General features: G+C 63.0%; 21 protein-coding genes, 3 tRNA genes and 3 pseudogenes. 15 read left to right on the plus strand and 12 right to left on the minus strand.

What is annotated here, in order from left to right; translation table 11 throughout:
• Positions 1–63: 63 nt before the first annotated feature.
• The gene (locus K6I40_RS20745) at positions 64–408 is read left to right on the plus strand and encodes a hypothetical protein (protein ID WP_222916137.1); all 345 of its coding nucleotides are present in this window, start codon (positions 64–66) and stop codon (positions 406–408) included.
• Positions 409–455: 47 nt separating this feature from the next.
• Here the strand turns inward: K6I40_RS20745 and K6I40_RS20750 are convergent, their stop codons facing one another.
• Both K6I40_RS20750 and K6I40_RS29045 read right to left on the minus strand, forming a co-directional pair.
• Positions 456–2,393, minus strand: a complete 1,938-nt coding sequence (locus K6I40_RS20750; RefSeq protein WP_222916139.1) for an ABC transporter ATP-binding protein — start codon at positions 2,391–2,393, stop codon at positions 456–458.
• A 33-nt stretch (positions 2,394–2,426) separates the two neighbouring features.
• A pseudogene (locus K6I40_RS29045) lies at positions 2,427–2,909 on the minus strand (DUF192 domain-containing protein); the annotation flags it as partial.
• Between the two features lie 362 nt (positions 2,910–3,271).
• Between K6I40_RS29045 and K6I40_RS20765 the strand changes: the two are divergent.
• Positions 3,272–3,345, plus strand: a tRNA-Val gene (locus K6I40_RS20765).
• A gap of 251 nt (positions 3,346–3,596) precedes the next feature.
• Here the strand turns inward: K6I40_RS20765 and K6I40_RS20770 are convergent.
• On the minus strand, positions 3,597–4,043 hold the full coding sequence (locus tag K6I40_RS20770) for a hypothetical protein (protein ID WP_222916141.1): 447 nt from the start codon (positions 4,041–4,043) through the stop codon (positions 3,597–3,599).
• 221 nt (positions 4,044–4,264) lie between these two features.
• On the opposite strand from K6I40_RS20770, the gene K6I40_RS20775 reads away from it, so the two are divergent.
• From K6I40_RS20775 to K6I40_RS20790, 4 genes and pseudogenes are all read left to right on the plus strand, one after another.
• Positions 4,265–4,338, plus strand: a tRNA-Phe gene (locus K6I40_RS20775).
• Positions 4,339–4,792: 454 nt separating this feature from the next.
• A pseudogene (locus K6I40_RS20780) lies at positions 4,793–6,067 on the plus strand (transposase).
• Between the two features lie 486 nt (positions 6,068–6,553).
• Entirely contained in the window at positions 6,554–6,781 is a 228-nt protein-coding gene (locus tag K6I40_RS20785) for a hypothetical protein (protein ID WP_222916143.1), read from the plus strand.
• Between the two features lie 190 nt (positions 6,782–6,971).
• The gene (locus tag K6I40_RS20790) at positions 6,972–7,832 is read left to right on the plus strand and encodes an aldo/keto reductase (RefSeq protein WP_222916145.1); all 861 of its coding nucleotides are present in this window, start codon (positions 6,972–6,974) and stop codon (positions 7,830–7,832) included.
• Between the two features lie 39 nt (positions 7,833–7,871).
• Here the strand turns inward: K6I40_RS20790 and K6I40_RS20795 are convergent, their stop codons facing one another.
• Positions 7,872–9,155 carry a hypothetical protein gene (locus K6I40_RS20795; protein ID WP_222916147.1) on the minus strand — a complete coding sequence of 428 codons (1,284 nt, stop codon included), beginning with the start codon at positions 9,153–9,155 and terminating at the stop codon, positions 7,872–7,874.
• A gap of 103 nt (positions 9,156–9,258) precedes the next feature.
• A complete protein-coding gene (locus tag K6I40_RS20800; protein ID WP_222916149.1) occupies positions 9,259–9,426 on the minus strand; it encodes a hypothetical protein in 168 nt (55 codons plus the stop codon).
• Between the two features lie 114 nt (positions 9,427–9,540).
• On the opposite strand from K6I40_RS20800, the gene K6I40_RS20805 reads away from it, so the two are divergent.
• A complete protein-coding gene (locus K6I40_RS20805; protein ID WP_222916151.1) occupies positions 9,541–10,389 on the plus strand; it encodes an alpha/beta hydrolase in 849 nt (282 codons plus the stop codon).
• A gap of 36 nt (positions 10,390–10,425) precedes the next feature.
• Here K6I40_RS20805 and K6I40_RS20810 read toward each other — a convergent pair whose 3' ends face one another.
• Both K6I40_RS20810 and K6I40_RS20815 read right to left on the minus strand, forming a co-directional pair.
• Positions 10,426–10,779: a hypothetical protein gene (locus tag K6I40_RS20810; protein WP_222916153.1), complete on the minus strand. Its 354-nt coding sequence runs from the start codon at positions 10,777–10,779 to the stop codon at positions 10,426–10,428.
• 222 nt (positions 10,780–11,001) lie between these two features.
• Positions 11,002–11,073, minus strand: a tRNA-His gene (locus tag K6I40_RS20815).
• Between the two features lie 179 nt (positions 11,074–11,252).
• Between K6I40_RS20815 and K6I40_RS20820 the strand changes: the two genes are divergently transcribed.
• Both K6I40_RS20820 and K6I40_RS20825 read left to right on the plus strand, forming a co-directional pair.
• Positions 11,253–11,708, plus strand: a complete 456-nt coding sequence (locus K6I40_RS20820) for a DUF5814 domain-containing protein (protein WP_222916155.1) — start codon at positions 11,253–11,255, stop codon at positions 11,706–11,708.
• A gap of 146 nt (positions 11,709–11,854) precedes the next feature.
• Complete coding sequence (locus K6I40_RS20825) at positions 11,855–12,229, plus strand: hypothetical protein (RefSeq protein WP_222916157.1); 375 nt, start codon at positions 11,855–11,857, stop codon at positions 12,227–12,229.
• Here K6I40_RS20825 and K6I40_RS20830 read toward each other — a convergent pair.
• On the minus strand, positions 12,214–12,627 hold the full coding sequence (locus tag K6I40_RS20830; protein WP_222916159.1) for a ribbon-helix-helix protein, CopG family: 414 nt from the start codon (positions 12,625–12,627) through the stop codon (positions 12,214–12,216). The genes K6I40_RS20825 and K6I40_RS20830 overlap by 16 nt on opposite strands.
• Before the next feature lie 159 nt (positions 12,628–12,786).
• Between K6I40_RS20830 and K6I40_RS20835 the strand changes: the two genes are divergently transcribed.
• A complete protein-coding gene (locus K6I40_RS20835; RefSeq protein WP_222916161.1) occupies positions 12,787–13,767 on the plus strand; it encodes a VOC family protein in 981 nt (326 codons plus the stop codon).
• A complete protein-coding gene (locus tag K6I40_RS20840; protein ID WP_222916163.1) occupies positions 13,764–14,441 on the plus strand; it encodes a PHB depolymerase family esterase in 678 nt (225 codons plus the stop codon). Before K6I40_RS20835 ends, K6I40_RS20840 begins: the two co-directional genes overlap by 4 nt.
• Positions 14,442–14,511: 70 nt before the next feature.
• Here the strand turns inward: K6I40_RS20840 and K6I40_RS20845 are convergent, their stop codons facing one another.
• The 3 genes and pseudogenes from K6I40_RS20845 to K6I40_RS20855 form a co-directional block, all read right to left on the minus strand.
• On the minus strand, positions 14,512–15,156 hold the full coding sequence (locus K6I40_RS20845; protein WP_222916165.1) for a DNA-binding protein: 645 nt from the start codon (positions 15,154–15,156) through the stop codon (positions 14,512–14,514).
• A 1-nt stretch (position 15,157) separates the two neighbouring features.
• Positions 15,158–16,087 (minus strand): replication factor A, encoded by a 930-nt coding sequence (locus tag K6I40_RS20850; protein ID WP_222916167.1) that lies wholly within the window; start codon positions 16,085–16,087, stop codon positions 15,158–15,160.
• Between the two features lie 180 nt (positions 16,088–16,267).
• Positions 16,268–17,157 (minus strand): annotated as a pseudogene (locus K6I40_RS20855) (dihydrodipicolinate synthase family protein).
• A gap of 126 nt (positions 17,158–17,283) precedes the next feature.
• Here K6I40_RS20855 and K6I40_RS20860 point away from each other — a divergent pair.
• Entirely contained in the window at positions 17,284–17,595 is a 312-nt protein-coding gene (locus K6I40_RS20860) for a hypothetical protein (protein WP_222916169.1), read from the plus strand.
• Between the two features lies 1 nt (position 17,596).
• Positions 17,597–18,634 carry a sugar phosphate nucleotidyltransferase gene (locus K6I40_RS20865; protein WP_222916171.1) on the plus strand — a complete coding sequence of 346 codons (1,038 nt, stop codon included), beginning with the start codon at positions 17,597–17,599 and terminating at the stop codon, positions 18,632–18,634.
• Positions 18,635–18,795: 161 nt separating this feature from the next.
• Here K6I40_RS20865 and K6I40_RS20870 read toward each other — a convergent pair whose 3' ends face one another.
• Positions 18,796–19,035, minus strand: a complete 240-nt coding sequence (locus K6I40_RS20870) for a CDGSH iron-sulfur domain-containing protein (RefSeq protein WP_222916173.1) — start codon at positions 19,033–19,035, stop codon at positions 18,796–18,798.
• A 254-nt stretch (positions 19,036–19,289) separates the two neighbouring features.
• Here K6I40_RS20870 and K6I40_RS20875 point away from each other — a divergent pair, with 254 nt between their 5' ends.
• Together K6I40_RS20875 and K6I40_RS20880 are read left to right on the plus strand one after the other, a co-directional pair.
• Positions 19,290–19,583, plus strand: a complete 294-nt coding sequence (locus K6I40_RS20875; RefSeq protein WP_222916175.1) for a hypothetical protein — start codon at positions 19,290–19,292, stop codon at positions 19,581–19,583.
• A 404-nt stretch (positions 19,584–19,987) separates the two neighbouring features.
• The gene (locus tag K6I40_RS20880; protein ID WP_222916177.1) at positions 19,988–21,172 is read left to right on the plus strand and encodes an FAD-binding oxidoreductase; all 1,185 of its coding nucleotides are present in this window, start codon (positions 19,988–19,990) and stop codon (positions 21,170–21,172) included.
• Position 21,173: the final 1 nt, after the last annotated feature.

A 21,173-nucleotide genomic window follows, 5' to 3' on the forward strand; every position in this document is an offset into this window, starting at 1 on the left:
CGCAGCGGTGCCACGGCGAACGCAGGCCCAACCCGTTTGGGTCGCTGAATCCTTCCCGTACGTATGCCCGAAGATAGCCGCGAGCTTGGCGTCGAACTCGGCGATCTACAGGAGACGCTGGAGAACCTGGAGTATCCGATCGGCCACGACGAGTTACTCGAGAAACACGGCGATGAAACGATCGAGATGAGTGGCAATACGACGACGCTCGAGGACCTCATCGGGCCACTGGGCGAGGACGAGTATCAAGATTACGGCGAGGTTGAGCAATCGATCATGAATATGGTCGGCGACGAGGCGATCGGGCGGAAGAACTACAGCGACCGCACGCCGCCCGCGGCGGGCGAGGACCGGCAGGACGAAGGGGGACCGGGTCAGGGCGGTCAGGAGGATCAGGAGTCGTTCTAGACCGATAGTCGGAACGTCAGCCGGTCGCAGATGCGACCGTTTCAATGTCAGTCGTCGTCGCCGACTTCGGTCCGCGCTTGTCTGCGTTGAGCGCGTTCGATGAACTCCTCGGGAAGCTCGTCGATCTCGCCGGCCTGGACACCCCAGAGGTGCGAGTAGAGCCCGCCGTTTGCGAGCAGTTCGTCGTGTGTCCCTCGTTCGACGATCTCGCCGCCCTCGAGGACGAGGACCTGATCGGCGTCCTTGATCGTCGAGAGCCGGTGGGCGATGGCGAACGTGGTGCGATCCTCGGCGAGGTCGTCGATCGAGCGCTGGATGAGCATCTCCGTCTCGGTGTCGACGTCGCTGGTCGCCTCGTCCAAGACGAGGATGGCGGGATCCTTGAGAATCGCGCGGGCGATGGAGATCCGCTGGCGCTGGCCGCCCGAGAGCTTGACGCCGCGCTCGCCGACCTCGGTGTCGTACCCCTCGGGCAGGTTCCGGATGAACTCGTGGGCTTCGGCCATCTTCGCAGCTTCGATCACGTCCTCGCGGTCGGCATCGAACGTGCCGTACTTGATGTTCTCCTCGACGCTGCCATAGAAAAGGAAGGTGTCCTGACTGACGTAGCCAAGCGACTCGCGCAGGCTCCGGAGGGTCACGTCTTGGACCTGCTGGCCGTCGACGCGGATCTCACCCTCGTCGACGTCGTACATCCGCAAGAGGAGCTTGAGGACCGTCGACTTACCCGCACCGGTGGGCCCGACCAGTGCGAGCGTCTCACCGCCCTCGACGGTGAAGTCGATCCCCTCGAGGATCGTCTCCTCGTCGTATCCGAACGTCACGTCGTCGTATTCGACGCGGCCCTCGGTCACCTCGAGCTCGGGGGCGTCGGGCTCCTCGCCGACCCGGTTGGGTTCGTCCATTAGCCCGAAGATGCGGGCGCTCGAGGCGCGGGCCCGCTGGTACATGTTGATGATCTGCCCGAACTGCGCCATGGGCCAGATAAAACGCTGCGTGTAGAGGATGAAGACGACGAACATCCCGGTACTGAGTCCGCCCGAGAACGGACCCGGCGCCCCATCGATGACCCAGAGTCCGCCGACGAGGAAGGTGATGACGAAGCCGATCCCCGCGAGCACGCGCAGGCCGGGGAAGAACTTGATCCGCGTGCGAATCGCCCCCCAATTGGCGTCGAAGTACTCCTTGGAGACGTCCTCGACCCGGTCGGACTCGTAGGACTCGGTTGTACTGGACTTGATGACCTGAATGCCACCGAGGTTGTTCTCGAGGCGGGAGTTGACCTTCCCGACGGTCGAGCGGACCTGGGCGTACTTGGGCTGGATGGTCTGGATGAACAGGTAAGTGAAGACGGCGATTAACGGCACTGGAAGCAGGGCGACCAGCGCGAGCTGCCAGTTGATCGCGAGCAGCAGGCCGCCGATTCCGAGCACCATCACGAGCAGCCGAAAGAGGGAGTTCATCCCGTCGTTGAGAAATTTCTCGAGGCGGTTGACATCGTTCGAGAGGATCGACATCATCTCGCCGGTCTGTTTGTCGGCGAAAAAGCCCATGTCCAGGCGCTGCATCTCGTCGTAGGTGTCGGTCCGGATGTCGTGCTGGACGTTCTGGGCGAAGGTGTTGAACCCCCAGTTTCGGGTCCAGTGGAAGCCGGCCGAGAGGAGAAAGGCGCCCGTGATGATTCCGATCGTCAGCCAGAACTGCGCCAGCCGTCCCTCGGGGACGTAGGGAGCGACGAGCCCTCCGCCGACCGGGAACGCCTCGGCGTACGGGATGTCCTGCCGGATCACGGCGTCGATTGCAACCCCTAGCATGAGCGCCGGGAGCAGGTCCAGGATTCTGGCGAAGAAACTCGCGATGACGCCGATGACCGCAGCACCCGTGTAGTTCGACCCGTACTCGAAGAACAGCCGCTTCATCGGATTCTCGACCTCTTCGCGCTGTTCCTCGAAAGGATCGTCCTCGTCCGGCTCGGCGGTACTCATTGGCCAGTGCTCAGGGTCCGCCAGCAATAAGGATTATCGACGAGCCGAAATACGTTCGGCGTCGACCGCTGCTGGTGCAGTCGGCTCGCGCTCCGCTATCGCGGCGGATCGCTCAAGCGTCTCGAGGCCACTACTGGTAATAATCGTCCGGTTCGACTCGAGGTCGATCTCGACTTCGTCGCCGACCTCGATCCCCGTCTCGTTCGCGTAGCCGCGTGGCACCTCAAGGACCCACTTCCCGCGGCCGGAGTATCGGAGTTCCTCCCCGTCCTCGTCGGGGCCGGGCGCGCGGGCGTGGTGGATCGTCGTGATCTCGCGATCCGCATTGATGAAGATGATGTCGATATCGAAGTCCATCTCGCGCATCACGTAGGTCAGATCCTGTTCTTCGTCGTGGACGAACAACATTCCGTTACCCGACTCGAGGGAGTCGTGATCGCTCAGCCCGGTATAGCGTTCGGAGGCGTCGTCCGCGACCGCTACGTCGACGACGGCCTTGGCGTCGCGGTTGCCGTCGGTTTCGCCCGTCGAATCACCGCTACCGTTGGCTTCGTCTGCAGACCCATCGCCATCCTCGGTTCCGTCCGTGGACCCCCCATCGCCGGAGCCGCCGTCGCCGCCGGTGGCGGCATCGGCACTCGTTTCGTTGTCGGCTTCCGCAATAGACTCCTCGTCGGCCCCGTCATCGAAAACGCGGACCTCGCCCTCGTCAGGACCCCACGGCGCTGAGACGAGTCCAGACTGAACGAGAACGACGCCGACGATGGAAAGAGCAGCAATCACGAGTAGCCCCTTCCATACGTACTCGAGTGCCATGCAGGATACCTGCACCGCGAGAGAGTAAAGGTTATTCGGACGGACCTACTCGTCTCGGATACGGGCTCGTGGTCTAGCTGGTTATGACGCGGCCTTTACAAGGCCGAGGCCGGTGGTTCGAACCCGCCCGAGCCCATTTCTCTGGCGAACGACAGTGAGCCAGAGACATGTATGCGAGGGCGGGTTCGAATCAGGGAGCAGCGAAGCTGCGACCGTGGTTCGAACCCGCCCGAGCACTCTCACTTTCGAACCTCGAGCAGCGTCTCTATCGAAAACCGTTCGAGCGGGGGCAGGATAGTAGTCATCTCGCCCGACGAGGACCGAGCGCGATTGAACCCGCAAGTCGGACTACTCAGTTGCTCCCGTCCGAGCACGCACCGAGAGTGATCACTGCTTGAGTCGCGCGACGTTCTCCCGGATCTGGCCGAGGAGGCCGTCTCCGGACTCGGTCTGGAGGGCGGCATACAGCGTCGAGTTCTCCGGTTCGTCCTCGACGACGATCTGGAGGTATGGCTCGAGTTGCTCGAAGCTATCCGCGAGGACGACGGTGTGGTTGTCCTCGTTGTGGTCGACGACGCCGGCGTCGTCCAGTTTCGGGACGTGGCACTGGACCGATGAGACGTAGACGCTCTTGTACTCGTTTTTCGCGACTTCGTCGGGCGGCACGTCGTGTTCCCAGCCCGCGACTGTCTCCGCCAGCGTTGAAAGTTCGATGGGATCTTCCTGACCGCGCAACGCGTAAAGGAGATACCGCCGGCGGCGGTTCGCCAGCAACTCGAGAATGGTGTCAGCGTCGAGCTCTTTCGCCTCCTGACTCGAGGTAAGGGCTGCCATAACACGATATTACCCCCCAGTGCTGAAAAGGGTGTCTTGAATATCCGAAATTCCAACAGACAGCGGGTAATCACGCATAGATATCCCCGTATTGTCTACGTTACTCGTTTTCCGAATACTTACTCGAGTCGTCGGAACGTCATCGGGTATCCTGTAAGCGGTGTGGAAAACCGATATCGATTCGAAATCCTTTTTTATACCCTGGACGGAGGATGGAGTAGGCCGCCTTAGCTCAGACTGGGAGAGCACTCGACTGAAGATCGAGCTGTCCCCGGTTCAAATCCGGGAGGCGGCATTTTTGCGACGAACAATACGGCGAGCGTAGCGAATCGTCCGTGAACACCAGAAATCGATCCGGACGGATTTGAACCCTGGGAGTCACGCGCAACGAGCAAAGCGAGTGAGTATGTCTTCCTTCGGTTCAAATCCGGGAGGCAGCATGACCTTCTCGGTTTACACGCCGGAACAACAACTTCCCTACTCAGGGGTCTATTCGTCGCTTCTCGTCACGGGGGTGAGCGCGGGTGCAACTGATCGAGACCGCGCCCCACGAGTTCGCGGCCCACTATCTCTTCGCTGAGTATGGTCTCGATTCGTTCTTCGCGTGCGACAGCCGGATTAACTGAAGCGGTAGCGCGGAGTCCCCTTCCTCAAGGAACGAGCGAAGTGAGTGTGTAGGGAGGGGAGGAGCGCGTTCGTATAGAACACAACCACTAATCTGTAAGTAACCACCCACCTACATTGAAACTGTGGCAGACGACTACGTGCGTCGGACGGCAATCACTCGTCTTGAAGTCACGGACGAGCAACGCGACCTTCTCGAAGAGACTATCTCCGAGTGGAAGCGTGGTTGCCAAATCGCCACCGACATGGCGTGGGGGAAGTGCAACGCCAAAAGCGACGTACAGCCCCTCGCCTACGACGATGTGCGCGAACACACCGAGCTTGGTAGTCAGCACGCGATTCTCGCCACCCACCAAGCCGCCCAAGCCATTACCGGCTGTATCGAACGCCAGTCGACGGGTAAGAAGGTCAGCAAGCCGACGTTCACCGAACCCACGGTGAAGTACGATACGCGGACGATGACGATACCGTCTCCCTCTCTACAACTGAGAGTCGGGTCCGGTGTCCACTTGACCTTCTTGAAGCCGATGATGGCTACCAGAATCAGTACCTCAACTCGGAGGAATGGAACGTTACAGAAAGTACGCTCACCGGCCGCGATGGCGAGTTCTTCTTGCACATCGGCTTCCGCCGACACAAGAACGATACTGAGAGGAACACCGCTGAGGACGGAACGGTCCTCGGGGTTGACCTTGGTATCGAAAATCTCCCGGTCACAAGTACCGCCTACTTCTTCAGCGGGCGGGAGTTAACCCACAATCTCCGCGAGTTTGAGAAGGTACGCGCCGGACTCCAACAGACCGGGACGCGAAGCGCTCACCGAACGCTCGAACAGTCGAGTGACCGCGAACTTCGCTACGTCCGCGATGTACTTCACCGGGCGTCGAACGCTATCGTCGCGGAAGCACTCCGATACGAGTGTGACGTGATTGCGTTCGAGGACTTAACCCACATCCGCGACCGAACAGGCGCGTCGTGGGGGCACAAGTGGGCGTTCCGAACACTCTACGAACAGGTGGAGTACAAAGCCGAATCGGTCGGTGTCTCGGTGAACCAAGTCGGGTCGGCGTACACATCCAAGCGGTGCGCCGAGTGTGGATTCACGGCGGGCGAGAATCGCCCGACTCGCAACGACTTCCGGTGTGTGGAGTGCGGGTCGGAAGCGAACGCGGATTACAACGCGGTCGCTGGACTACGTCCGTCGGGCAGCAAAGTCGCATAGCGACTTTGCGACGGCGAAGAACATCGGGATGCGGTATGTCCGTCGGGGCCAACAGTCGTCTCGGCGGACGGGCAACAGTCAGCTTGCCCTGAAGTCTGGAACGGTGACGCCGAGCGGCGGATTTACCGCCTACCCGGATGGGTTCGAGGCCGAGTTCATGGACAAGCCCCACCCTTAACGAGCAAACCCGTCAGGGTGAGCGAAGTAGGGTGAGGTAGTTGACCGAACCAAACGGACCGTTGCACGCGCTGAGTGCCGAGGACTGACTCACCGCGACGGCCTCTCGCTGAACCGACAGCCATGAACCTACTCGAGATAGTCTCGAAGATGGTCGAGGGGTACATCTCCGGCGGAGCCGAGGAGGCAGTGGCAGAAGGTGTCGAGGAGACGGCGGAAGAAGCGACCGGTCGTGATCTCTACCGACAACTGTCGAATCGGCGAGTGAATCGGGTGCCATGCAGGCGAGCGGGGGGACGAGGGCGGCGATATTTCGACGGCACAGCAGCGGTAGTCAGCGTTCCCCGCGCAACTGCCGTTGAGAAGTGTCGGTCTGCGAGAGTCCGTTTTCCCGGTGATCGAAGCATGAATTCGCTTCGATTCGAGGTTGGGACACCCGTCGGGGACAGGAAAGGATTAATACAGGTCAGTATCGATGTAGATCTGGATGTCTAACGTATCAGAATCAGCGGGGGCGAAGACGGCAACGACGCAGTCGAGCAGAGTGGCGCGAGTACTGAACCTGTCAATCCTCTTCGTCGGTATCGGACTGCACGCAGGGGTCGGTTTCGCGATGCACTACCTTAAGATGTTCTCGGCCCACCAAACGACGTACTTCTCCGTTGGTGCTGCCATCGGGTTGATCGGACTTCTCCTCTGGCTCGTCGCCAGATAACCGACGTCTCAGCCGCGGGATCGCAAGCAGCGGTAGTCGCGGCGTTCGACTTCGAGCGGCGGATGTCAACGGAAGCGACATCGAGACGATGGGGGCGCCTCGAGACGCGAGGCGGCTAGTCCCGCTCGATAACCGGCATTCTGCACGGGGAAGCCAACTCCTCAAGAGGCACGAGGCTGTCAGTACGCCCGTGAGCGACAACTCAATTACAAACGAGAGCGACACGTTCGAGATCGGCGGTTCGACCGTCCACCGGCTGGGTTTCGGTGCGATGCGGATCACTGGTAAGGATATTATCGGCGCGCCAGAGGACGAAGAAACCGCACGCGAGGTCGTCCGGCACGCGGTCGACTGCGGCGTCGACCTCATCGACACGGCCGACTCCTACGGCCCTGCAGTGAGCGAGCGACTCATCGGCGAGTCGATCGGCGACCCCGACGATGTTCTGGTCGCGACTAAGGCCGGTCTGTTGCGCAATAGCGAGGGCGACTGGATCGCTCACGGCGATCCAGACTACATCCGTAATCAGGTCCTCACATCGCTCGACCGGCTCCAGACGGACACGATCGATCTCTACCAGTTCCATCGGCCCGACGATGACACCGACTTCGAGGACTCCGTCGCGACCTTCGCGGAACTCAAAGACGAGGGGTTCGTCGACGCGGTCGGCGTCAGTAACGTCTCCGCGGAACTCCTCGATCAGGCCCGCGAACAGGTCGAAGTCGAAACCGTCCAGAATCGGTACAACCTGAACGACCGCGGGAGCCAAGAGGTGCTTGAAATCTGTGAGGACGAGGGCATCGGCTTCATCCCGTGGGCCCCGATCAACGGCGACGATCTGGCCGAACACGGCGACCTCCTCGACGAAATCGCTGAGAACCACGACGCGACGCGACGACAGGTCGGGCTGGCCTGGCTCCTCGAGCGCGCCGACGTCATGTTGCCCATCCCGGGCACGTCCGATCCCGACCACCTCGAGTCGAACGTCGCGGCCTCGCAGCTCTCGCTGAGCGATGACGAGGTCCAGCGACTGACCGAGGCCGCCGACTGAGGATCCGCACATTCGCTGATTTTCCACTCGAGCGAACTGTCACCCTTGGAGTCGACCGGCGATGCGCTGAGAGAGATCGGTAAGGTAAAACGAACCCCAAATCGCGGCGACGACGGCCCCGACGACGTCGTAGACGAGGTCGACGATCGTGTCATTCAGGCCGTGCTGGGCGAGGATCGCGTCGAGCCCGAGCCGCTGTGCGCTCCAGTCGATCGCGAACTCCATGAGCTCCCAGACGACGCCGAAGGCCAGGACGAACACGAGGATGAACGCAAACAACATCGCGGGCGGGACGTAGATCTCGTCGGTGTGGAGATCGATTGCCCGGACGACCGCGTACCCCGCCGCGGCGACGATCGACGCCGAGATCGTGTGCGTTAGGCTATCCCATGGGCCGATCAGTGCGTACAACCCTGCCGAGCCGAGGACGTGGAGAAACACGGCCGCCGTGAGCCAGAACACGAGCCCCGGTTCGAGTGGCAGTTTGGCGTCTCGCTCAAGGACGGCGGGGAGGAAGGTGATCGCAAGCGCGATGGCAGCGTTCGAGACCGTCGCCAGGTCGCGGCTGGCGATGCCATACAGCAGGAGGACAGCGAGGGCCGCCTGCATGACGCGAGAGAGTCGCCTGACGATCTCGTCGGGGGCGTCAAGCTGATCGCGGATCAGGGACGGGACGGGATCCGGTTCCTCATCGGGCGAGGGTTCCCGCGGCGTCGGCGTGCGCTGGGCCTCGAGATCGTCTCCACCGTACGACTGGAAGTAGCGACCGAAGATGATACCCGCGAACAGGCCGGCGACCGCCGCGTAGCCGAAGTTGATCATCAGTGCGTGATTAGCAGCATCCTGCGACCGACCGTTCAGGATGTAGTTGGTCTCGAGAGTCACATCTGCTAGCCACTGGGCGACGTTCCACGTGCCGGCAACGGCCAGCGTCGTGAGTACGACTAACACGACCGCGAACGCGTGGTTCATCTGCACTGCGGTAAACCGATCGATCTCGACGCACGCGACGAGTGCGACCGCGGCGACGGCAACGTAGACGGCGATCGACGTCAGGAACGACTCACCGAGCACCGTCGCGTCGACGACGGGGAGCAAGATCAGGACCAGCAGTTCCCAGGGTGGCATCACGAGGGGATCCCGAAACGCGGCGGCCGGCAGCAGGACGATCGCGACCGCGAACCCGGTAAACGCAAACCAGCGATACGAGTTGGCGAGGCCATAATTGATCGCAAGGGTGACGAGCGCGATCGTGACCGCCCAGGCGAGCGCCGCGTTTCGCTGTGTCTCGTCGAACAATCCACCGAATCGAGCGTCCGCCATACACCTCCCTAGGGGACGACGCCCCTAAACGCGAGAGCATGAGAGAGCCATCGAACGGTCGGCTGTGCGCTCGAGCGGTGACGCCTTGACGGTCGCGTTCACTTCACTTGCCGACGAAGACGGTCTTCAGTCGCGATCCACAAGACGGACAGCAGAGCGTCTGCCACGTCGTTGGATCCAGTCCGCCCATCGTCTTCGTCCGGCGGGCCTCGTTGAACGGGACGGTCTCCCCGCAAGAACCACACTCGAAGCTGTCGTCCGTCTCGGCCATCGATCGAGGGGACGGTCCGCACGCGCTTTGATCTGTGGACAGCGTCGATCGCGGCGGCTCACGTCCGCTCCGTTTCGACCGAAGACTGATAATTCAGTCTCGTACTATTGTTGTATGGTCTCACGTGACGACCTCGAGCACGGACAGGCCCGCGTCAACGAAACGAAACTCCACTACGTGACCGCCGGCGACGGACCGCCGCTGGTGTTGCTCCACGGCTGGCCACAGACGTGGTACGAGTGGCGGGATGTCATTCCAGCGTTGGCCGACGAGTACACCGTCATCGCACCCGACCTCCGGGGGCTGGGCGACTCCGAGACACCGGTCTCGGGGTACGACAAGGACACCGTCGCGACCGACATTCGAGAACTCCTCGACCACCTCGGCCACGGCGACGAACCGATCGCGCTCGTCGGCCACGACTGGGGGATGCCGACGGCCTACGCCTACGCCGCCCAGTACCGCGACGACGTACGCGCGCTCTGCGTGCTCGAGGCCGGACTGCCGGGAATCAATGAGGACGAGAAACGCAAGCTCTGGCACACGCGCTTTCACAGCGTGCGCGACCTCCCGGAGCGGCTGGTCGCCGGCCGAGAGCGGCTCTATCTCGACTGGTTCTACGGAGAGGGGGCGTACGATCCCTCAGCGATCGACGACGACGCTCGCGAGGAGTACGTCCGCTGTTACTCGCAGGCCGGCGGACTGCGGGGCGGGTTTGAGTACTACCGTGCCTACGACACCGACGCCGAGCACAATCGAGACCACGCCGAGGAGCCCCTCGAGATGCCCGTCCTCGCTCTCGGCGGCGCGGCGTCCTTCCGGGACCTCCCGATCAGGGACATGAAGGCGGTCGCGACTGACGTCGAGGGTGAAGTTATCGACCGCGCTGGCCACTGGATCCCCGAGGAACGGCCGGCGTACTTCGTCGATCGACTGACGAGATTCCTCGCGGACGCGGCGTGAATCAACGGAGACGCGAGACAGGGGTGTCTCTCGAGTTCAGTACTGCTCTTTGACCCTGTCGATCTGGCAGTCTATGCAGAGATCGTCGGCGAAACAGGCGATGTTGTCGTACGGACACTCGTATTCGTCGACATCAACGGACAGGCGGCGCTTCGCGTGCTCCCACTCCGTTTCCCAGTCGTCGATGTCCATCTCGGACGAGGTGAACACGACGGCGCCATCTCGACCCACGATCTTTGCGACCGTGACCGAGCGGTGGTTTTCTTTAACGACGCTGATCGCGTCTTCGTATGACGCACACCGGATCACCTCTCTCCCCGTCTGATCGTCCAAGAGACGGACGACGATGGAGCCGTCGTACTCCTCGGTCGGCTCCAACCCATTGGTCATGCCATCTACTGTTGGAACGGCGCGACAAAAAGTTGCGCTTCGAGAGAACCTCGGTTTCTCTCGAGCATGTATCGTTATTTGACCGACTGAACTCCATTCAGCGAAGAACGTCTGGGTGCGAGAATCGAACCACGGTCGTTCCGCTCACTGCGTTCGCGTCACTCCCTGATTCGATTCTCGCCTTCCGGCTTTTCCGCTCCTCGTTTTACTCGTCGCGAAAAAGTCCGGGTGCGAGAATCGAACCCGCGTCTCAGCCTCCACAAGGCTGAAGGATAACCACTACCCCAACCCGGACACGCTTACACGTTATCCTACAGCCGGTTGGACTAAAATACGTTACGACTCTGCGATACGGTGTGGGACTCCGTACCGCGCGATCTCGGACGTCGTGAGTGACCACTGGTAGCTCGAGGCACACAAGCCCGTTCGCGACCGAGACGTTTTTCGGTATACGGCGGGTAGAGCCTACAAGCGTGGCCATCACCGACAAGATCTACATCAAGAACCACCGGCAACTCAGCTCCCAGCTCGAGACGAACATCCCCAAGGGAGCGTTCAAGGGTGCGACGCTTGACATGCTCTTTCAGGGCAGCGGCCTCGAGAAGTTGGACGATGCGACCCGCGACCGGGTGCTCGATTTCACGCAGGACTTCCTCGACTGCGGTTGCGACAACAACCCCTACTGTGGCTGCCCGGAGCGGAAGTTCATCCAGTACCTCCTCGAGTTGCGCGCGCAGGGGCTGGGCCCGGACGCGATCGTCGACGTGATGACCGACGACTACATGGTCTACGCCTATTCCGGCGACGTGCTCTCCTTCCTCGACAACGGCGTCCGCACGCTCGAGGCCGCGGAGGGACTCGCTCGCGTCGAAGGCGCAGACGAGAAATACGACCAGATCCGGCAGGCGAAACGGGAACTCGAGCGATAACGCCGTTTCTCGAGCACCGGGTGCTTGCCGTCCCCAATCGCCTCCGATCGGGGACCGGTTCTGCAGTCTCCGACGAGAGATCCGTTTTGCAGGTTCTCTGAGAGTGATGGAGTACACATATCACCGCTCCGTAACTATCACTATCCGTGTTACAATCGGTGTTGTTCGTTGGGAGCTGGTTCGCCAGCGTCCTTCAGGAACTCGCGTTGTGGGTCGGCGCTCTCCTCTTGCTCGCCAGCGTACTCTCCGCGTACGTGGGCTGGAAACAGCGCCGGAAAGCGCTCTTGGTCGGCGAGACGCCCCGGTCCGAAGCCGCGGACGTGCGATCGCCGGGCGTCGTCCGAGTCCGAGGGACGGTCGTTCCGAACGGCGAGAAGACCACGTTCACGTCCCCTTTTGGCAGTATAGGGACGGTGTTACACCCGCCAGCGCTCACTAACGATCGATGTCAGGTCCCCTCTCGGTCTGAAAAGGCAGTTCGAATGGAACGCTGTCGTAGAGCCGGCTACCGCAGCTGGTAGGATTCGTCTTCCTCGTCTAACTCGTCAAGCAACAGAACCTCATCCTCCTCGTCCTCGAGTCGGTCCTGCAGGTCGTTAACGTAACCCTTGTACTCGTCGAGTTGCTCCCGGAGGTGTTCAGCCTCGAGCTCGAGCCGTTCGTGTTCGCGGATGAAGCGCTTCGGGACTTCGACGGTCGGCGGGAACGAGATATCCTCACCGTCTCCCTCTCCGCCGGTGCGGGCCTCGAGGTCGTCCTCGGGGACGACTTCGACCCGGCCGTCGTGTTCGACGAGCTGGTCGACGTAATTCCGGAAGACGGCGGACAGCGAGATGTCGCGCTCCTCGGCGATCGCCTGGAGCGCCTCGAACGCGTCCTCGTTGACCCGGAACGAGATGGTCTTGTTCTTGTTCCCCATCGATACCCCTAATCGTCGTTCACGCCACTTAACCATTTGTCAGACAGCGTGTGCGATCGGAGCGTTGCTCGTTCGCTCGAGCGCTCGAGCGGACGGCGGCGAACCCGTGGACCGGCGATGACCCGGCAGGCTATTCGTCTGGAGGCCTAATTCCGCTCTATGCTGTCCGACACGCCGGGACTCCACCACGTGACGGGGATCGTTGGGGACGCCCAGGCAGCGATCGACTTCTACGTTGGCGTGCTCGGCGTTCGACTTGTCACGCAGACAGTCAACTTCGAGGACATCCTGCAACATCACCTCTATTTCGGCGATGCGACGGGGACACCGGGAACGGTCCTGACTCACTTTCCGGACCCGCATGGCGATTCCGGTCGGCCCGGAAAACCCCAGATCGAGTCCGTTTCGTTTGTCGTCCCGACCGACTCCCTCGAGTATTGGGAGACTCGCCTCGAGAATCACGAGATCGCCGTTAAGGGGCCGATCAAGCGGTTCGACGAACAGGTCTTCCGGTTCGAGGATCCCGCGGGCACGCAGGTTGAACTCATCGCGGGCCCGTCGCTCCCGACCGATATCGAGCCCTGGGCCGCGGGCCCGATCCCGACCGCGCACGCGATCCGTGGACTCCACGGCGTCGCGACGCTGTCGGTCAATCCCTACGCGACCGCGGGCATGCTCGAGACGCTCGGCTTCGAACACGACGCCGAAGACGGCGATCGGATTCGGTATCGCGCGTCCGGATCGCGAGCTACCGTCGTGGACGTGCTCGACCGCGACGCGCCCTTCGGCCGCGAAGGACAGGGAACGCTCCACCACGTCGCGGTCCGCGTCGAGGACGAAGACGACCTCCACGAGTGGCGCGAGCTCTTCGACGACCGCGGCTACGACGTCTCTCGCGTCAAGGACCGCCACGTCTTCCACTCGCTGTACGTCCGCGAGCCGGGCGGCATCCTCTTCGAACTGGCCACCGAGACCGACGGCGTTGCGGCCAGCAAGGACGGGACGGATCCCGGCGAGTCGCTGTACCTGCCCGAGTGGTTCGAGGACGATCGCGACCTGATCGAGAGTCAGCTGCCGGCGCTGACGGTTCCGACGGAGGGATCGGACGGCGAGACAGGCACGGATGATGAGGACCGATGACGGAATCGAGCCGCTCGATGGACGCCGTTTCGGGACCCCACGCCGGCCAGCCGCTGCTCACAGCCGGTGCGCCAGCGTTGGCCGCGGACGCGGCCCTCGTACTCTGCCACGGCCGCGGCGCGACGGCACAGGGCGTGATCAATCTCATGGAGCTGGCCACCCGACACGGCGTCGCCGTCCTCGCGCCCCAAGCCGAGCGAAGCCGCTGGTACCCGAAGCCGTCGACCGCACCGCGAGCCGACAACGAACCGTGGCTCTCCTCGAGCATCGACTGCGTCGGAGCCGCACTCGAGAACGCGCGATCGATCGACGTCCCACCCGAGCGGACCGTTATCGCTGGCTTCTCGCAGGGTGCCTGCGTCACCGCGGAGTTCGGCCGCCGCAATCCGACCCGCTACGGTGGCCTCGCCGTCCTCTCGGGACTGCTCCCCGGTTCGGTCGGCGAGCTCAGTTCGACCCCGATAGCGGGCTCGCTCGAGGGAACGCCGGTGCTCGTCGGCTACGGCGAGGACGACCCGTCCGTCGATCCCGAGCGCGTCGTTCAAACGATCCGACTGTTCGAGGGGGCGGACGCCGCGGTCGACGAACGATGTTACCCTGGGACGGGCCACGAAGTCACCGACGACGAGTTCGACGTGATCGGCGCGATGCTCGAGGCGATACTGAATTCCTGACTGCAGTAGATCAGTCGATCAAGATGGCGGTCGCTATCTAGCTGAAAAAGAAAGAATCGTTCGGTTGCGCTTAGACCGTCGCTTCCGCGTCGTCGTTCTCCTCGACGTTATCGAGGCTCTCGAGCGCCTGAATCACGTTGTTGCGGTAGTTGACGACGGGGGAGTCGTACCGTTCGCGGGCCATCTCGGCGTACTCGTTGGTCGGTGCCGTCGAGCCGCTTTCGGGCGCTTCCTGTTCGGCTTCCCACTCCTCGAAGGCTTCGATGCGGTCGAGGGTGAGGTCGGCGGTTTCGACGACCCAGCGGTCGCGGGTGTCGTCGTCGACGACCGCGATTGACTCCGGTCGTAGAGAGACGTTGACGGTCCCGTCGTCGGTCTCGTAGGTGCGCGGTTTGCCGACGATGGAGACGTATTCCGGCGGCTCCGTGTCCCGGAGCACCGATGCGGCCTCGGGCTGGTACTGACCGGCGTAGACGAAGAACGTCCCGGTCGGGTCGACGACCCGGCCGCGCCAGTACTCGCTTTCGTCGCCGACGTCCTCAGTTTCGGTGAGGGTACCGACCACGAACACGCGGTTGGCGCGGTCGCCCGTCGGGAGCAAGGCGTAGTTGGGTGCTCGCTCGTCGTCGCTCTCTTTGAATGCGTACGTCGAATCGTTGAATTCGGATGCGAAGACGCGGCGGGCGACTTCGCGGGTGAGTTCGGACTGGCTCATGTTACATCGACCTCGCTTTGATCAGCAGTTCCTCGGGATCCGCTGGCCCGTCGAGTTCTTCGACGTCGTCGGCCAGAACGTATCGGCCGAAGGTGGGCCCCTCAATGCGGTAGTAGGTGCCAACGATGTCGTCCCTGATCTCGTCGGCGACGACGGTCGTATCGAGCGCGTCCATCGCCATGTCCTTGGCCTCCTCCAAGCTCAGGCCCGTCAGATCCTCGGTTGCGTCCTTGTCGAAGATAACCTCGTGGGCATCGATGCCGTCGTCGACGACGGCCTTGATGCGGAGGTCGAACTCACCTTCGCCCTCGCCGTGTTCGTTACAGCGGCCGTTCTGGAGGACGCGGGTACAGCCTTCCTCCGGGCAGCGCTTGATCAGCCCGCTGCCGCTTTGCATGTCGACCAGTGCGCCCTCGACCTCGCTGGTGTCGTTGCCGACTTCTAGGTCCTCGTCGAGCTCCTCGATCACCGTCGTCGAGTTGAGTTTGACCGAGTACCGGCCCTGGTACTCGTCGGTGACGACGTTGCGAAGCTCGTAGACGCTCCCTTCCTCGAGCGCGGGGAGATCGGATTTGGCCCACTTGGTGAACTTGATCGTCCCCGTCGGATCGCCCAGCAGGCCGACCTGCGCGACCGAGTCGCTGCGGGGATCCCAGAGTTCGATGACCTTCGCGGTGAGGTCGATCCACTCCTCGGGCTCGTCGACGTCCTCGACGGTGGCCTCCTCGCTGTCGCCACTCGAGATGTCCTCGCGCTCGAGACCGGCCTCCTCGAGGTAGTGGTTGGTGACGCTCCGGCGTGCCTCGTCCATCGGCACTTTGTACTCGTCGACGAGCGTGGTTAGGCGCTCTTCGACGTCCTCAACGTCAACGTCGAGGTGGTCCGAAAACTGCTCGTGTATGTCGTCCGCGTGTTGTCGTACGTCGCTCATTGTGTCTCGCCTCCTCTTTGGTTTCACTGGGAGGCATACGTCCGTTCGCGCCCAATAGTATTTAAACTACCGCCACCGGAGCGGAAGTGAAAGCAGCCGAAAGAAACCGCAAGACGGCGTCGAGGGGTGGGGGAGGGTGTACTCAGTGCGGCAATTGGTGCCGGGATGATCGGTCCGCTGCTACTGCTCGCTGACCGCGAGTGCGGTCTCGAGGGCGTCGCCGATCGTCTCGGTGCCCGCGTCGTCGACGGCGACCAGCGGCGGGCGGACTTCGTCGGACGGAATGACGCCACGTTCGGTCAGTGCCGTTTTCGCCGCCGGCGCGAAGCCGTGGGTCGTACACGCCTCGAACAGCGGGGAGATCGCGTCGCGCTGTAGTTCTCGACCGCGTTCATCGTCGGCTCTCTCGAACGCCTCGCCCAGAACTTCGGGGACGACGTTCGACAGCGCGTTGATCCCGCCGTCGGCACCCATCCGTAGGGCGGGGACCAGTAGCGCGTCGTACCCCTGTAGACACAGGAATTCGTCGGGGGTCTTCCGGAGTACGGACAGGAAGTATTCGAGGTCGCCACTCGAGTCCTTGATCCCGATTGCGTCCGCGTGTTCGGCGACGGCGGCGACGGTTTCGGGCTCGATTCGCTGGCCTGCACACTGCGGGATGTTGTACAGCAGGACCGGAATCGAGGCCTCGTCGAGGACGGCCTCGAAGAACTGCCGATTACCGTCGGGCGCGTTCGCGGTGGTGAAGTAGGGCGCGACGATCGCGGCGGCGTCGGCACCGGCCGTAGCGGCGCGGTCGATCGCTGTGATCGTGTCGTCGACGCTCGTCGCCGCAGCCCCGGCGACGACGGGAACTTTGGCACCTTCGACGGTCGCCTCGACAACGCGCTGTTGCTCATCTGCCGTCAGCGCCGGAAATTCGCCGGTCGTTCCGCAGGGGAAGACCGCGTTGATCCCTCCTCGTGGAGGTGCTCGAGCAGGTCGGCGAGCGCCGCTTCGTCGATCGATCCATCGTCGAACGGCGTCACCATCGGACAGGTAATTCCCTGAAGCGCATCGCGAAGAGCCATGTTCGTGGGTTCGTCGGTTCCGTGAAAGCCGTTACCATTGTCGCTCGTTGGACGCCGTGTCGATCGTCCCTCGCCGGTGCGCCACGGGCGACGAGCCTATGTGCCCCGCCATCGAACGATGGGCCAATGCCGGATCGGCGTCAGCTCGAGCGGTTCCTCCGCTCGACGCTTCAGGAGGCGGGCGAGCAGTTCGAGGAACTCCGGAAATCGACCGATGACCAACTCGAGGAGGCACGTGACTCCTACGAGGTCGCGAAGAACGCGCGCGGGCTTCCTACGGACGAGGCTGGCCGGGCGAAGATAGTCTGTCGGCGCTACGCCGAACAGCGGGCGGCGAAGCTCGACGAGGAGTACCGACCGGCCTGTTACGAGGCGGGCCATCCCGACTGCGAAGGGTGTGCGGAGGACGTCCGCGACGGACGGATCGAGACCTGGTAAGATGGATCGCCCTATCGTCGCCTGTGTCCTCGCCGGCGGAACGGGGAGTCGTCTCTACCCCGCAAGCCGGAGCGATCGCCCGAAACAGTTCCTCCCGCTCGGCGGCGAGCGCTCGCTGCTTTCTCGGACGATGGATCGAACGGCCTTCGCCGACGAACGCTACGTGCTGACCCGCGACTCGTTCGCAGACGAGATTCATGATCATGCGCCCGAGGCGGGCGTCCTGATCGAACCCGATGGCAAGGACACCGGCCCGGCGCTGGTCTACGCCGCTTGGCGGCTTCGCGAGCGCTTCGATCGGGAGCCGGTGCTGGTCTGTTTACCGAGCGACCACCACGTCAACGATGACGCGGCGTTTGCGGGACGGCTCGAGCGCGCCGCCGAAATCGCGGTCGAAACGGACGGACTCGTCACGCTGGGCGTCCAGCCGACGCGGCCAGCGACGGGCTACGGCTATATCGTCCCTGAACGCGGCGAGACCGGACTCGAGGAGGCAGGCTACGCGGCCGTCGATCGCTTCACCGAGAAACCGGACCGCAAGACCGCGACACAACTCGTCGAGGCCGGCGCGTACTGGAACGCCGGTATCTTCGCCTGGACGCCCAGCGCACTGTTGCGGGAGGCGCGTGACTCCCCGCTCGCACCGCTGGTTGACGCACTCGAGGACGGCGATCCGGACCGAGGGTTCGCCGCCATCGACGCTGTCAGTGTGGATTACGCGATCATGGAGCGCGCGACGGACGTCTTCGTAACGCCGCTGTCGACCGAGTGGGACGATCTCGGGACGTGGGACGCCGTCGGGCGGATGCTCGAGGCCGATACTGCCGACGACGCGGAAAACGAATCCGTTGCGGGAGATATCCTCTCGATTGATGCCGCAAACAACGTTGTCGCCGCGCCCGAGTCGCACGTTTCCCTGCTCGCGGTCGACGACCTGATTGTCGCCGCGTTCGACGATCGGATTCTCGTCGCCCCGCGAGACGCCTCACAGCGTGTGCGCGACGTCGTCGACCGGCTCCGCGAGCGCGACGCGTTCTGAGCCCTGTCTCATAGCCACATCGCATGGATCACGATCGTGAGGACGAGGGTCCCGGTGAGCGCGTGCCTCTCGCGGTTGGATCACTGAAGGAATCGCTGCGTCTGTAACTCGGTGCGATCGATCTAGAGGAGGCAACTGCTACGAGCCGACCGACGGACTGCTTACGTGCCGTCGCCGTCGTCAGCCGTCACGACCCGTTCGACTTCCCGGCGCTCTCCGTCCTCGTAGACGTAGGTCGTGCCGTCGTCTTCGTCGTGCGTCCGTCGGTGGCTCCCGTCACAGAAGGGAAACGACTCCGAAAGCCCGCACTGACAGACCGCGATGTCTCCCTTTTCGGTGTCGATATCCGACGGCTCGAGTTTTCGCGGCCCCGTCTCCTCGAGTTCGACGAGTCGTGTCATCGAACGGATCTCGGATTGCCGGCTCCAAAACGCTTTGTTCGTGTTCGTCGGATCGTCACTCTCCGTCGGTTCGGTTACTCACCCTGTCACGTGAATGGACCGTCAAACGGAAGAGGCCTAGAGATGATCGCTACTGATCACTCGTTTTAACTGTGTCCGTCAGTGACCAATCACGAGAGTGGCTGCCACGACCCATGGCCTCCGGGAACGGCAAGGTTCTTGGTACAGGTCTTGAATATCGAAACGAGAACAGTATGTCGTCTTCCGCCGCGGCAACGCCGATTGCGATCGCGCTCGCGGTCGTTAAGACGCTCGTCCTCATCGTCGGCGGCGTTATCACGTTCTTCGCGTACAAGGCCTACCGGCGAACCCGTCAGCCGGCGCTTCGCTATCTCTCGCTCGGATTCGGTCTCGTCACTCTCGGTCTGGTCCTCGCCGGAATGCTGTACGAACTCCTCAACGTGGCGCTGATGACTGGGATCCTGCTCGAGAGCCTACTCGTACTGGCCGGGTTCCTCGTCATCGCACGCTCTCTGTATGTCTCCTGAGAAGTATGAGGCGCGTCCGAACGGCGGTGAACATCGCGCCATAGCTACTCCGAACTGCCAGCAATCCACGGTTCGTATCCTTCGGATACCAAATCATTTTGGAGCCACTCGTATGTATGATGCCGTGAATACTGGACTACGGCAGGAGAGACGGCACTGAACCATGGAGCTCGACCTGCCGTCGTACCCCCTTTCTCCCGTCTCAGCCGCGGCGAGCCTTCTGATCGAGTACCCAGTCCGTCCGACTCGAGCGACGGCGGTGGCGAAACTGCATTTCAATCACCCAGAGGTAAGTGAGTCCCGACTCGAGTGGGGGCTATGCAAGCCGATCCCGACTGCGCAATTGCACCCGGCGAGCGCGGTTCGAGTCGACGCTACCGAATCACACCCGCGAGTGATCGACCATGAGCGGGACCGATGACCCCGAACTGGCCATCGGTGTGGACGCGTTCACCGAGCAGGGCGTGGGCCTCGAGGTAGCGGTCGTCGGCGCGGGAGCCGTCGGTGCGACCGCAGCCTACGACCTCGCGACCGAGGGCGCGGACGTGACTCTCTATGATCGTGACTCCGTCGCAAGCGACGCGACCGGGCGGGCGGCGGGAATCTGCTACGATGCCTTCGCGGACGGGCTCGACGCTGACATCGCGAGCGACGCAATCGAACGGTTCCGTGCATTCTCGGGAGACGACACCTTTCCGTTCGTCGAGTGCCCCTACGTCTGGCTCGCCCGTGAGGACGACGCGGACGGGGCCGACGCGATCCGCGAGCAGGTGCGTCGCATGCAGGACAACGACATCGTCGCCTTCGAAATGGACGGTGACGCGCTCGCGGATCGCTTCCCCACCCTGCGAACGGACGACGTTGCAGTCGCGGGGATCGCCGGCGCGGCGGGCTACACCGATCCGGCCCGGTATACGGCCTGTCTCGCGGCCGCGGCCACCGGCGCTGGCGCAACCCTCGAGACCGACACGCCGGTCGACGTGCGGGCCGATCCCCCGCGAGTCGTTCGGCCCGACGGCGCGGTCCATGAGGTTGATGCGGTCCTGGTGGCCGCCGGCGCACGAACGAAGCAACTGCTCGCGAACGCGGGCATCTCCCTCGCCATGAAACCCTATCGCGTGCAGGCGCTCATCGCGAACGGAGACCTCGCGGAACCAATGTGTTACGACGCGACCGGTGACTTCTACCTGCGACCTCACGCCGACGGCTTCCTCGCAGGCGACGGCACCGAAGAACGCGAGGCCGACCCTGACGCGTACGATCGCGACGCCGATCCGAACTTCGCCGCCGACCTCAGAGAGCAGGTCGCACATCGGGTACCCGGCATCGCGGATGGCGACCTCGATCGGGCGTGGGCTGGCCTCTGTACGGCGACACCGGACCGCGATCCGCTGGTCGGACAGGTCGACGGCGGACTCTACGTCGCGACCGGGTTCCAAGGCCACGGCTTCATGCGCGCGCCAGCGATCGGAGAGCGGGTCGCGGAAGAAATACTCGGTGGGTCGGGGGTCGAGGCCTTCGATCCGACCCGGTTCGACGGGGACGAGGCGTTCGACGTCATCGAGGGAATGGCACTCGACGGGAACTAAG

This window comes from Natrinema sp. SYSU A 869 (genome assembly GCF_019879105.1).
Lineage (GTDB): Archaea > Halobacteriota > Halobacteria > Halobacteriales > Natrialbaceae > Natrinema.